The organism is Paenibacillus sp. FSL R7-0652 (assembly GCF_038595045.1).
Lineage (GTDB): Bacteria > Bacillota > Bacilli > Paenibacillales > Paenibacillaceae > Paenibacillus.
On the sequence record NZ_CP152001.1, the window covers coordinates 5,138,166 to 5,151,359 of the forward strand.

Annotated in this window: 10 protein-coding genes; 1 reads left to right on the forward strand and 9 read right to left on the reverse strand. The window is 47.3% G+C overall.

Features of this window, described 5'->3' with window-relative positions; genetic code table 11:
* Positions 1-12: 12 nt before the first annotated feature.
* From aspS to MKY97_RS22510, 7 genes are all read right to left on the reverse strand, one after another.
* On the reverse strand, positions 13-1,791 hold the full coding sequence (gene aspS / locus MKY97_RS22480) for an aspartate--tRNA ligase (protein ID WP_342552482.1): 1,779 nt from the start codon (positions 1,789-1,791) through the stop codon (positions 13-15).
* A gap of 71 nt (positions 1,792-1,862) precedes the next feature.
* The gene (gene hisS, locus MKY97_RS22485; protein ID WP_342552483.1) at positions 1,863-3,128 is read right to left on the reverse strand and encodes a histidine--tRNA ligase; all 1,266 of its coding nucleotides are present in this window, start codon (positions 3,126-3,128) and stop codon (positions 1,863-1,865) included.
* A 950-nt stretch (positions 3,129-4,078) separates the two neighbouring features.
* Positions 4,079-4,525: a hypothetical protein gene (locus MKY97_RS22490; RefSeq protein WP_342552484.1), complete on the reverse strand. Its 447-nt coding sequence runs from the start codon at positions 4,523-4,525 to the stop codon at positions 4,079-4,081.
* A 129-nt stretch (positions 4,526-4,654) separates the two neighbouring features.
* The gene (locus MKY97_RS22495; protein ID WP_342552485.1) at positions 4,655-5,161 is read right to left on the reverse strand and encodes a type 1 glutamine amidotransferase domain-containing protein; all 507 of its coding nucleotides are present in this window, start codon (positions 5,159-5,161) and stop codon (positions 4,655-4,657) included.
* A gap of 316 nt (positions 5,162-5,477) precedes the next feature.
* A complete protein-coding gene (locus MKY97_RS22500; protein WP_342552486.1) occupies positions 5,478-5,645 on the reverse strand; it encodes a hypothetical protein in 168 nt (55 codons plus the stop codon).
* A gap of 95 nt (positions 5,646-5,740) precedes the next feature.
* Entirely contained in the window at positions 5,741-6,190 is a 450-nt protein-coding gene (gene dtd / locus MKY97_RS22505) for a D-aminoacyl-tRNA deacylase (protein WP_342552487.1), read from the reverse strand.
* 14 nt (positions 6,191-6,204) lie between these two features.
* A complete protein-coding gene (locus MKY97_RS22510) occupies positions 6,205-8,382 on the reverse strand; it encodes a bifunctional (p)ppGpp synthetase/guanosine-3',5'-bis(diphosphate) 3'-pyrophosphohydrolase (RefSeq protein ID WP_342552488.1) in 2,178 nt (725 codons plus the stop codon).
* Between the two features lie 315 nt (positions 8,383-8,697).
* Between MKY97_RS22510 and uraA the strand changes: the two genes are divergently transcribed.
* Positions 8,698-10,014: a uracil permease gene (uraA, locus tag MKY97_RS22515; RefSeq protein WP_342552489.1), complete on the forward strand. Its 1,317-nt coding sequence runs from the start codon at positions 8,698-8,700 to the stop codon at positions 10,012-10,014.
* Between the two features lie 215 nt (positions 10,015-10,229).
* Here uraA and MKY97_RS22520 read toward each other — a convergent pair whose 3' ends face one another.
* Positions 10,230-10,745: an adenine phosphoribosyltransferase gene (locus MKY97_RS22520; protein WP_342552490.1), complete on the reverse strand. Its 516-nt coding sequence runs from the start codon at positions 10,743-10,745 to the stop codon at positions 10,230-10,232.
* A gap of 37 nt (positions 10,746-10,782) precedes the next feature.
* Positions 10,783-13,191, reverse strand: a complete 2,409-nt coding sequence (gene recJ, locus MKY97_RS22525) for a single-stranded-DNA-specific exonuclease RecJ (protein WP_342552491.1) — start codon at positions 13,189-13,191, stop codon at positions 10,783-10,785.
* Between the last annotated feature and the right edge of the window lie 3 nt (positions 13,192-13,194).

Genomic DNA, 13,194 nt, shown 5'->3' on the forward strand with positions numbered 1-13,194 from the left:
TCGATGCCTCCTTTATTTCTTTTCCGCGACCGGTTTACGGGCTACACGGATATGAAGCTGTTCAAGCTGTGATCCATCCACTTCGGAAGGTGCATTCATCAAGAGATCAGTTGCACTTGCCGTTTTCGGGAAGGCAATCGTTTCACGCAGATTCGTGCGTCCTGCCAGCAGCATCACGAGACGGTCCAGACCAAAGGCGATACCGCCATGTGGTGGTGTACCATATTCGAATGCTTCGAGCAGATAACCGAATTTATCGTTAGCCACTTCTGGTGTAAGTCCAAGTGCAGCAAACATTTTTTCCTGTACATCCCGTTTGTAGATACGCATCGAACCGCCACCGACTTCATAACCATTCAGCACAAGGTCATAGGCCTGAGCACGGATTGCACCCGGGTCCGTGTCGAACAGATGTACATCTTCATCTTTGGGACGTGTGAACGGATGGTGTTCTGCCACATAACGTTTCGCTTCTTCATCATAGCCGAGCAGCGGGAAGTCCACAACCCAAGCGAACTTGAACTTGCTGTCATCGATCAGGCCCAGTTGACGTCCGATTTTCAGACGCAGAGCACCGAGAACGTCAGCAACCACTTTTTTATTGTCAGCGGAGAAGAGCAGCAGGTCGCCTTCTTCAGCGCCTGTACGTTCTTTAACAGCTTCAATCTCTTCCGGCGTGAAGAACTTCACGATTGGCCCTTTGAACTCGCCGTCTTTTACTTGAATCCACGCCAGACCTTTAGCGCCGTAACGGGCAGCGAATGGTCCGAGGTCGTCGATCTCTTTACGGCTCCACGTACCACAGCCTTTGGCGTTCAGTACTTTCACTTCGCCGCCTTTTTCGATGACGGAAGCAAATACCTTCACGCCGCTGTTTGCAACGATATCGTTCATTTCCACCAGTTCCATGCCAAAACGCAGATCCGGTTTGTCGGAACCGTATTTGCCCATTGCATCAGCATACGTAATCCGTTGGAATGGCAATTCCAGCTCAATACCTTTTGTTTCACGCAGCAATTTTGCCATCAACTGTTCCATCATCGGCAACAGGTCATCTTGTTGCAAAAAGGATGTCTCGATGTCGACTTGAGTGAACTCCGGTTGACGGTCTGCACGCAAGTCCTCGTCACGGAAACAACGTGCGATTTGGTAGTAACGCTCAAGTCCGCCAACCATCAGCAATTGTTTATAAATTTGCGGGGATTGCGGCAGGGCGAAGAATTCACCTTCATGCACACGGCTTGGTACGAGATAGTCACGTGCACCTTCCGGGGAACTCTTGGTCAGGATTGGTGTTTCCACCTCAACAAATTCTTCTCCGTCCAGGAAGTCACGGAATACTTTAGACGCTTTGGAACGCAGTTTCAATGTTTCGAACATCTCCGGACGACGCAGGTCCAGATAACGATATTTCAAACGAAGGGACTCGTCCACCTCAACACCGTCTTCGATAAAGAACGGAGGTGTTTTCGCTGCATTCAGCACTTCGATTTCCGTAATTTGAACTTCGATCTCGCCTGTTGGCAGGTTTTTATTTACAGTCTCTGCATCACGTTTAACTACTTTGCCCGTTACCGCGATGACATACTCACTGCGTACACGATCTGCGATCTGCAAAGCTTCACCGGAGTAAGCCGGGTTAAAAACAACTTGTACAATACCGCTGCGATCCCGCAGATCGATAAAAAGTACGCCTCCCAAGTCACGGCGAGTCTGTACCCAGCCGTTCAATGTTACTGTTTCACCGATATGTGCGTTTGTTAATGCGCCGCAATGATGACTTCTTTTCATAATTAATCTCCTCAATATGTGAATTTCCGTTCTGTGCAGTCAGGCTGATGCCCTTTCTAACACGATCCCGGTTATTTATACATTTCGTTGTTCCCGCGTACCGCTGTCACGAGATCATCCAGCTTCACGGTTTGCTGTTCACCTGTATCCATTGCCTTCAGTGCAATCTCGCCGCGTTCCAGTTCATCATCCCCAAGGATTGCTGTGTAACGGGCTTTAAAGCGGTCTGCCGATTTCATCTGTGCTTTCATCTTCCGGCCCAGATAATCGCGTTCACCGGATAACCCGGATTGACGAAGTTTGAAGAGCAGGCGATTCACTTCCCGATCCGCAGCTTCACCCAGAGCGACAAAATACACATCCAGCGGAGCCAGTGTTGTTACTTCAATATTCTGGTGCTCGAGAATCAGCTGAATACGCTCCAGACCGATTCCAAAGCCGATCCCCGGCTGATCCGGTCCGCCAATATCGCCGACAAGACCGTTGTATCTGCCGCCGCCGCCAACGGTATCGATAGCGCCAATGCCCTGGGCCTTCAACTCAAATGCAGTCAGGGTGTAATAATCCAGCCCCCGCACCAGGCGATTATTCACCGCGTAATCGACACCGAAATCGTCCAGATAGCTCTGAAGCTTGGCAAAATGGCTCAATGACTCCTCGTCTAGGCTGTCCAGTATGGACGGAGCACCCACGAATTTGTCCTGATCCACTTTACAATCCAGTACACGGAGCGGATTACGCTCCATCCGGGATTGGCAATCCTTACAAAGCGTGTCCTTCATGGGTCTGAGGAACCCAAGCAGTGTCTCGCGGTATTCCGCCCGGCTCTTCGCATTACCAACCGAGTTGATTTCCACTTTAACGTCTTTCAGGCCAAGCTCTACACATAACTGGTAACCAAGTGCAATAACTTCTGCATCGATCGCCGGATCAACCGCACCCAGAGCTTCAACACCGAACTGGTGGAACTGACGCTGCCGCCCCGCCTGCGGACGTTCATACCGGAACATCGGTCCGATGTAATAAAGCTTGCTCACATCGGGTTCGCCATACAGTTTATTCTCCACGTAAGCCCGAACCACACCCGCTGTGCCTTCTGGACGAAGTGTCATGCTGCGGTTGCCTTTGTCATCAAAGGTGTACATTTCTTTCTCAACGATATCCGTGGTTTCTCCTACTCCGCGTACAAACAAGGATGTCTGCTCGAAGATCGGCGTACGAATCTCGCGATAATTAAAGCGACGGCACAGATCACGTGCTTTTTCTTCTACATACTGCCACTTTTCGACTACTCCAGGCAGCAAATCCTGCGTTCCTGTTGGTTTCTGAAAAGCCATCTGTATCCCTCCAGCATTGATTTTCTTTGTAAACGTTAAGATATTCCACGAGTCCCACTACGCGGACAGAAAACCTTTCAATCGCTGTTATCCCCGAATTTTTCTGATCTACATTTATAAATGTATAAAATTCGGTGATAAAGGCGAGCACTTCGCTTTTCCAGGTTCTTTCTGTCCTCTCCGTTCTTCGTGTAATCTGATATCTCAACTTGAAAAACAAAAAAATCCCTCGCCCTGTTTGCTCATATACAGCAAACAAAGGGACGAGAGATTGTATAGACATTCACCCGTGGTACCACCCACATTCCGGAAGCCTGATCCTATAGCCGTTCAGGTTGGTCTGCTCGTTCAGGATGATTCAAGAATGCACCCATGTCGACAGCTCTTCCGCTCTACGTGTAACGCACGTCATGCGCAGGCCGGCTACTATTATCCGCAGATTCTCTCTGCCTTGTTCGCCGTCTGTTCTCGGGGAAGTCATTCATCCGCTCATCATGGGGATCCTTGCAGCCTAAGGGATTCCTCTCTAGTCACGTGGGTACGGAGTACTTGGTCCCGTCATCAAATCAGTCATATTATTCAAAAAACGACTTTAGTTGACTATAGTCAACGTATTATTTTCTGATTGTAATGAACCGCAGTACTAAAGTCAAGGGCTAACATGCAAAGATAGAAAAAAAATAACCTGCACACGGTGTGCAGGTTCAAAGGATATATAAAAAAAGGGGGTCATGTGTGTTATTATAAACGCAGTATGTTAAAGGCTTGTGTTACTAATATTACAGTAATATTACAAAAATGATAGCGCTTTAAAAATTTATATTTTTACATTGTATTCGGTTCTTCGTCAGTTTATTTGGCATTAACCATTGAAAAATGATATATCGAAAAGCCCTTACACCGTCTGATAATGATATCAGGCTGTGTAAGGGCATACTCGTATCTATATGTTAATCCAATTCTTCCACGTAAGCATGGTTGGAGCGGAGTTTATGAACAATGGCATCATAGTCCTCATCGCTAACTTTGGCAGACAGAACATAATGCAGGTCATCATAATCGGCCGAAGTCACATCTGCTGCATCCAGCATGTCTCCATCCTCATTCACCCTGTTCCGTGGATCACGTTCAGCATTACGCTCTACGTCGGTGACAACCGGAATGACATTTTCACTTGCTGGAACCCCGGGAGCTGCACCTACACCCATCGCACCGTTCGTACCTACACCGCCTGCTGTATTATAAGGGACCAGCGGTACCATAACTTTTGTATCCCTGCCAATTGCAGCATCCAGCTGACCTACTTCCAACTGTTCGGTACGAAACGCCTGTAGTGAAGTTCTTGCACCCTCTGCCTCGTCTTCCGTTCGAAAATACGCCTGAATATGCTTTGCCATGTCAAACCCTCCTTTATGGAATGAAATGCAGCGTGACACCTTATGAGGCGGCACGATGTAACCAATGTTAGATACGTTGTTATATATGAATAGAATGCCATCGTACCCTTGATTTTAACCTCTGTATCCTTAAATGACTTTCAGCAGTTCGCGGACAAATGCCGGCTCATCTTCCGGTGTGCGAGATGTAATGTAATTGCCATCCACCACAGCTTCATGATCCTTGAACTCCGCCCCAGCATTAACCATGTCATCCTTCAGCGGCGGGTAAGATGTGATGGTGCGTCCTTTCAATAGATCGGCGCTGGCCAAAATTTGCGGCCCATGGCAGATCGTAGCGATCGGTTTCTTGGCATCGTTAATTTCTGTCACGAATTTCAGAATGTTTGCGTCAGTCCGCAAATTTTCGGGGGATGATCCGCCTGGAATCACAACGGCATCATAGTCAGAAGCCTGCACTTCCGAGATGGCTTTGTCCGTTGTGTAAGAGACTTTGCCTCCCTTACCCTGAAGCGTTTCACCGGCTTTCAAGCCAATAATTTGCACCTCGTGTCCAGCCTTCTTCACCTCTTCATACGGTACCTGCATTTCGGAATCCTCAAAGTCATTTGCAAGTAAAAAAGCAACTTTACTCATAATGTATGTTCTCCTTTCCGTAATCGAAAATTTGGTTTGAATCTCAGCACTGCTGCTCTATGGCACGTCATTGGTGCCTCGCTTTGTTATTACCCCGGGCAGCCTGATTTATAACAATCGAGGTTCAATTGATTTTGCAATCATGTGTCAGGTAGACCAATTATCCGAGGCAGTGAACAGCAAAAAAACCTCAGATTGTTTAACAATCGAGGCTTTCGTTTGAATTCTGAACTTGTACTTTATAACGCTGCTCTGGAGCAAGTACGCTTGAATTGCATACATTTTGTGGCGTCTTTATCCATATTGCCGTCGTGCTCTATGGACGCGGATGATAATCCTGCCTGTCTTTATCTGAAGTTTGCAGCATCCATAACGTCGAAACACACGATGCCGCAGAACGGGCAAGATGAAGCGACTCGCTCATACTGCCGGGTATCAGCAGCGGTTCGATCCGTGCCTTGGTTAATTTTGCAGATTGGCGCATAGATAAGGACTCCTTTGGTTATCAGAGGATACAACGCTGCAATAACGTTTAATCATTCCCATTATGGCCTTTTTACAAAATAATTATGCGCAGGTTCAATCCCGCAGCGGACTTTCCAGCATCAGGGTTACAGGACCCCAATTCGTAAATGAAACGTCCATCATGGCTCCAAAACGTCCTGTTTCCACCTGAATCCCCTTATCTCGAAGCAGCTGATTAAACGTCTCATACAACCGCTCAGCGGTGTCTGGACGGGCTGCCGCAGCAAAGCTGGGCCGTTTGCCTTTACGACAATCGCCATACAAGGTGAATTGTGAAACCGAAAGAACAGCTCCACCCACATCGAGCAGGCTGAGATTCATCTTCTCCTGCTCATCCTCAAATATACGCAGCCCGCTAATTTTATCAGCAAGATATACTGCATCTTTTTCGGTATCCTCATGGGTAATCCCCACAAGCAGCATCAGCCCAGATTCGATGCTGCCTGTCAATTCATCTCCCACGGTTACCTGAGCCTCTTTACAGCGTTGTACCAGCACTCTCATCCTACAGGGGCTCCTTACTGCATAATTCGGTGCACAGAATAAACGTCCTTCACTCGTTTGATTCGTTCCACGACGGAATGCAGATGGTCTGTATTGCGAATCAGAATGGTGACGTGCACCAATGCTAATTTATTTTTGTCGGTCCGTCCGGTGACCGCAGATATATTGGTTTTACTTTCCGAAACAGCTTGAAGCACTTCATTGAGCAGTCCATTGCGATCATGTCCTGTAATCTCGATATCGACACTGTAGCTGGATTCGATATTCTCTTCCCACTCGACTTCAATGACCCGCGCTGCCTCTTCTCCATCCGCACTTGAAGGGATATTTGGACAGTCACTGCGATGCACAGAAACGCCGCGACCGCGTGTAACATAACCGATAATGTCATCCCCAGGCACAGGGTTGCAGCATCGTGCAAACCGAACCAACAGATTGTCGATTCCCTTGACACGGATGCCGTTGGTTGGTCTGTTTCTGCGTTCAGGCGCAGGTTTCAGCTCTCGCATCTCGGAATTTAGTTCCAGCTGGTTGGATTCTTCCTGCTCCTTGCGGAGCTTCTCCGTTGCTTTGGTGATGATCTGAGCGGCTGTAATTCCGCCAAAACCAACCGCCGCCAGCATATCATCGATATCGTTAAACGCGAATTTTTTCGCCGCTTCCATCAGCTTGTCGTCAGTCATCCACGCAGAAGGATCAAGTCCCATACGTTTCAGTTCACGCTCACAGCTTTCCCGGCCCTTTTCCACGTTCTCTTCACGGCGTTCTTTCTTGAACCATTGTTTAATCTTCGCTCTTGCATGAGAAGATTTCGCGATCTTTAGCCAGTCTTGGCTGGGCCCATAAGAATGCTTGGAAGTCAAAATTTCGATGATATCGCCCGTCTTGAGATGATAATCGAGTGGAACAATTCGTCCGTTGACTTTGGCACCGATAGTCCGGTTACCCACTTCTGTATGAATACGATAGGCAAAGTCTAGCGGCACCGAGCCGCTGGGCAGTTCAATGACTTCACCTTTTGGTGTAAAGACAAACACCAGATCGGAGAAGAAATCCATTTTGAGCGATTCCACAAATTCGGAAGCATCCTGTGCTTCATTTTGAAGCTCAAGAATCTCCCGAAAAAAGGTGATTTTATCTTCAAACTGAGGTCCAGCCGCAGCTCCTTCTTTATAAGCCCAGTGTGCAGCAATACCGAACTCAGCCGTACGATGCATATCCCATGTACGAATCTGGACTTCTGTCGGCTCACCGTTAGGACCGACCACGGTTGTATGCAGGGACTGATACATATTCGCTTTTGGCATTGCGATATAGTCCTTGAACCGTCCAGGCATGGGCTTCCATAACGTATGGATAATGCCGAGTGTAGCATAACAATCCTTGATATTATCCACAATAATACGAATTGCAAGCAGGTCATAAATCTCGTTAAACTGCTTGTTCTTGGTCGTCATTTTTTTGAACACACTATAGATATGTTTCGGGCGGCCGGACAAGTCTGCTTGAATGCCCATCTCTTCGAGCTTACTTGTAATGCCGTCCATTACAGTATCGATGTACTGCTCGCGTTCTGCACGTTTCTTGTGCATCAGATTTGCAATACGGTAGTACTGCTGCGGATTTAAATAACGGAGGGCGATGTCCTCCATTTCCCATTTGATTGCTGATATTCCCAAACGGTTTGCAATCGGACAAAAAATCTCCAGCGTCTCGTACGAGATCCGGCGCTGGCTTTCTTCTGACTGAAACTTGAGGGTCCGCATGTTATGCAGACGGTCAGCCAATTTGATCACGATGACACGGATGTCCTGCGCCATGGCGATGAACATTTTGCGGTAGTTCTCGTTCTGCTGTTCTTCCTTAGAGCGAAACTGGATACGTTCCAGCTTCGTCAAGCCGTCAACAAGCATGGCACACGTATTGCCGAAATGAGTTCGGATCTCATCAAGCGACACCGTAGTGTCCTCGACTACATCATGAAGAAGTGCTGCTATAATGGAGATGGTGTCCATCTGCATATTCACAACAATGTCGGCAACCGCAAGCGGATGCAGAATATACGGTTCTCCCGATTTTCGCGTCTGTCCATGGTGGGCCTGATCAGCAAATTCATAAGCCTCTCGTATGCGCACCAAATCGGGTTCTTTGATATATGCCCCGGCCTTCTCGAGTAATTGCTCTATGCCCATTCTGATCTGTTCCGTGTCCTTTCTATACAAAATGGAACCCGTGACAATATATCAACACAGGTTCCCCGTAAAAGTAATTTCCTATAATTATGACGCCTCACCCGTTTCCCGTCAACTGCTGACGAATAAGACCGTTTATCCAATATTTGAATTCATTCAGTTATTATGCATTATTGCCGATATTTGCTGAAATAGAAGGGAATTTTGAGAAAATAAGTGATTTGCACCCCAAACCTGAAAATTGTTATTGCTTATTTGAAAGAAACTCTGTAATCTATTGAAAGTTTGTGTATCGGAAAAAGGAGATGAGATGCTTTGCAACGTGAAATTCAGGTTGATCAAAAGATGCCTTTGGGCCCCGGCGTATTATTGAGTCTGCAGCATTTGTTCGCTATGTTTGGAAGTACCGTATTGGTACCTAACCTCTTCAAGGTCGATCCAAGCATGATTCTCTTAATGAACGGAATTGGTACCCTGCTGTACATCCTGATGTGTAAAGGGAAAATCCCTGCATATCTCGGATCAAGCTTCGCTTTTATTGCTCCAGTCATGGCGGTATTAAAAGCACACCCTGAAAATGGTTACTCCATGGCCCTCGCAGCATTCATCGTAACAGGTATCGTATTCTGCCTCGTGGCGCTCATTATTAAATATGCCGGAACAGGTTGGATCAACGTTGTTTTTCCCCCAGCAGTTATGGGTGCCATCGTTGCTTTGATTGGTCTGGAACTTGTTCCTGTCGCTGCCGGAATGGCTGGATTAATTAACTCAGACCCCGTAAACAACCCCGGTTGGTTTCCTCAAGCCAAACCTATTATCTTATCCATGGTCACTCTAGGAGTCACTGTGCTTGGGGCTGTAACTTTCCGCGGCTTCCCTAAAATCATTCATATCCTCATTGGTATTGTGGTCGGTTACGGGCTTGGCTACTCCATGGGGCTCGTTAAAACAAGTGCAATTGCTAACGCTGATTTCATCTCTCTTCCAACCGTCACAACACCTTCATTTGACTGGTCGGTGATTCTCACGATTTTACCCGTCGCACTCGTCGTGATTGTTGAACATATTGGACATCTGCTCGTGACAAGCAGTATTGTGGGCAAGGATTTGTCTAAAGACCCTGGTCTGCATCGCTCCCTGCTTGGTAATGGTGTATCTACAATAATGTCCGGCTTCGTCGGATCAACACCGAATACAACCTATGGTGAAAACATCGGTGTTATGGCATTGACTCGGGTTTACTCGATCTATGTAATTGGCGGTGCTGCTGTCATTGCCATTCTTCTCTCCTTCTCCGGCACGTTCTCGGCCCTTGTTGCCAACATTCCGGTACCCGTTATGGGCGGTGTTTCCCTGCTTCTGTTCGGCGTTATTGCAGCATCTGGTCTGCGTATTCTCGTAGAACAAAAAGTGGATTTTGCCAAACCGACGAACTTGATCCTGACTACACTTGTACTTGTGATCGGTCTGAGCGGTACGGAAATTTCGTTCTATGGTGTACATCTGAAAGGCATGGCACTGGCTACGATCGCCGGAATGCTTCTCAGCCTGCTGTTCAAACTGTTTGATGTGCTTGGTTTGTTGAATGAGGAAACACAAAAACAACCGATTACAGAAAAAAATCCAGACTAGTTATAGAAGCGCGACATTTTATTTGCACAAGCTTCTCTCGACCATCGACAGTTACCTTTGTAAAAGACAACTCAAAAAGCCTGTCTCCCAACATAGCGTTGGAGAAACAGGCTTTTTTGCCAATCATTCATGCTGTATATTATTTCCCGGGAAACTGGGGAAGCTGTAATTCATTATTCACAGCAGCACTGTAAAGTACAAAGCGATTTCTGTTTCTAGTAGTTCATCAATGTGAATACATTCATGTTCTCAGGCAGTTTGGCACGGCCGTTCAGATCTGTCAGTTCAATCAGGAAAGCAGCACCAACGACATTACCGCCCAGCTGCTCAATCAAGTTGATGGAAGTTGCAATGGTACCGCCCGTTGCGAGCAGATCGTCTGCAATCAGGACATTCTGCCCTTTTTCGATTGCATCTGTATGCATTGCCAGTGTGTCCTTGCCATATTCGAGATCGTATCCCGCTTCAATGGTCGCACCAGGTAATTTCCCACTTTTGCGAATTGGAGCAAAACCAACACCGAGAGCGTATGCCAATGGTGCACCTACCACAAAACCGCGTGCTTCAGGTCCGGCAATGACATCAATTTTCAGCTCTGCAACCATTTGTTTCAGTTCATTGATTGCATTGCGATACATTTCTCCATCTTTCAGCAATGTTGTGATGTCCTTGAAGCTGATTCCCGGTTGTGGAAAGTCAGGAATAACACGAATATACTCTTTAAAATCCAAAATAATCTCCTCCTAAAATAAATACACAAACTTCCATCTAAGATACGCCCTTCATCCGGGATATCATCCATTGTGTCAGCTGAGGTGTAGATGCATCCAGCATCACCTGTTCTGTCTCGGCCATATGTTCCAGCGCCTGATACTGACGTGCTGAGGTCAAATCACGTTTTGGAGGATTGTCCATAACGGTAATTTTGCCGTCCTCACGCGAAATGAAGGATAACTCTTCAAATACATCAAGCATCATCGTAATCATTCGCGCAGAACAACCACACTGACGACTGAGCACAGGAGTTATCTCTTGCTCGTCCACGGGTTCCGCTTTCCATTTAAACACCAGCATATAAATACGCTTGAACAGTTCTCTGGAGGGCATCTGAAGTCGATCTCGAAGGCTGCCTGATCCGTGCAGAAGGATGATATTCTCGGCTCCGCTGAATAAAGCCAGCATTGCATCAAGTTGTTCCGGGGTTTCCGGCGTATCAAACACAAATAACGTCCGGACTTGTTCCTGTCCATACTGCTCTGCTGCAGCATTACACGGAAATAACCCGACCTTTCTATCATATACCCAAAGGCACGGTTCATACAATGAATTTCCTTCAGAAACATTTGCTTCATTTCTTACAATCGCTCCGATTGAACCTGCTTTGTAACGGAGATGCACATCAAGCGTGCTCAGGAAGTGTCTCATGGCGTTTACCGGATCAGCATGTCCTCGCATATCGAATACCTGTGCCCCGGGAACATGGATATCCTGAAGCATCATCTGCGGCTTTCTCATACCGTTCCATTCATTTATCGACAGTTCACCCATGACATCAATGACCGAACCTGCAGTCAGAAATTCAGCCAGTGCTCCCTTACCAAAAGCAACAGCCTCCAGCTGCTGTCCATCTTGTTCAAGGACCAGCTTCAAGTGGCGCTTTTCCCGTCCCATCGTCCTGATCTCCTTAATCGTCACGTTTCTTAATACAAAACGCGGCGATGGATTACTCATACCGAATGGCTGTAATCTGTCAATTTCCTGAATTACTTTGAGCGGAACATCACTGATGCTGCATTCATCATCAGCCTGCCGCTGCGGAACAAAGTCTTCCTCCGTCAGCACAGCTGCGGCAAATTCGTTCAAACCTGATTCAAGTTCTTCCAACTGATCACGATGAAGAGTCATTCCAGCTGCTGCAGGATGTCCTCCATAATGATCCATGAAATGTTTGTTCGCTGTAAGTGCCTCATAGATATCCAGACCTTCAATTGAACGTGCAGAGCCTTTACAAACGCCGCTTTCCGGGTCGATACCCAGAATCAGTGTGGGTCTGTAATACCGATCCAGCAATTTGGAAGCGACAATACCAACCACGCCCACATTCCAGCCTTCACCAGCCAGTACGATCACATCCGGCACGGAACCGGAACGCTGCTCAATTTTCTGTTCTAACTGCATTGTGGCTTCCTGTAGTATGCCCTCAACGACTTGCTGTCGCTCCCGATTCAGCAGATCCAGCTGTCCCGCAAGGGTATGGGCCTCATCCAGGTTTTCAGTTGTGAGCAGTGATACTGCTCTTCCGGCATGATCCAACCGACCGCTGGCATTAATCCGTGGAGCCATGGCAAAGGCAATATTAATTGATGTCACTTGACTTTGATCCACACCACTAATCTCCAGCAAGGCACTAACCCCTGGCAGTTTCGAACCGCGCATGGATTCTATACCATAACTAACAATTACGCGGTTCTCGCCTTCAAGCGGCATCAGATCCGCTACTGTCCCAATGGCGGCGATTTCCATCCATTCACCCGGCACTTCACCGATCAGGGCCTGTGCAACTTTCAAAGCTACACCTGCTCCCGCCAAACCCTTAAATGGATACGGGCAGCCCGGCAGTTTCGGATTAATTAATGCATAGGCCTCGGGTAATACTTCAGGAGGTTCATGGTGATCTGTCACAATGACTTCGATGCCCAGTGATGCAGCGTACGCAATCTGTTCTACAGCGCTAATTCCGGTATCGACGGTAATAATCAAAGTAACTCCTTGCTGATGCGCCCAATCCAAGGCATGGTTATGAAGACCATACCCCTCGTTCGAGCGGTGAGGGATATAGATATCATATGAAGCTCCCAAATGACGCATCAGATGTATCATAAGTGACGTACTGGATACTCCATCTGCGTCATAATCTCCATAAATTAAAATATGTTCTTCCCGTTCCAATGCCTGCTTAATTCGAGGAATCGCTTCACTCATGCCCAGCAGCAGATACGGATCATGCATCTGATTCAAGTCAGGATGCAAAAATCGTTCTGCCTCCTTTTCATTGTGCACACCTCGGCTTGCAAGCAAACGTCCAACGAGAGGGGAAACGGAAAGCGCCTGCGAAAGTCCCGCAGCCGCCTCCAGATTAATATGTGGTGTATTCCACTGATATTGCGAATAAAGCAATGA

Coding starts and splice junctions, on each gene's coding strand:
- aspS (WP_342552482.1), bottom strand. CDS start 1,791: ATGAAAAGAAGTCATCATTGCGGCGCATTAACAAACGCACATATCGGT.
- hisS (WP_342552483.1), bottom strand. CDS start 3,128: ATGGCTTTTCAGAAACCAACAGGAACGCAGGATTTGCTGCCTGGAGTA.
- MKY97_RS22490 (WP_342552484.1), bottom strand. CDS start 4,525: ATGGCAAAGCATATTCAGGCGTATTTTCGAACGGAAGACGAGGCAGAG.
- MKY97_RS22495 (WP_342552485.1), bottom strand. CDS start 5,161: ATGAGTAAAGTTGCTTTTTTACTTGCAAATGACTTTGAGGATTCCGAA.
- MKY97_RS22500 (WP_342552486.1), bottom strand. CDS start 5,645: ATGCGCCAATCTGCAAAATTAACCAAGGCACGGATCGAACCGCTGCTG.
- dtd (WP_342552487.1), bottom strand. CDS start 6,190: ATGAGAGTGCTGGTACAACGCTGTAAAGAGGCTCAGGTAACCGTGGGA.
- MKY97_RS22510 (WP_342552488.1), bottom strand. CDS start 8,382: ATGGGCATAGAGCAATTACTCGAGAAGGCCGGGGCATATATCAAAGAA.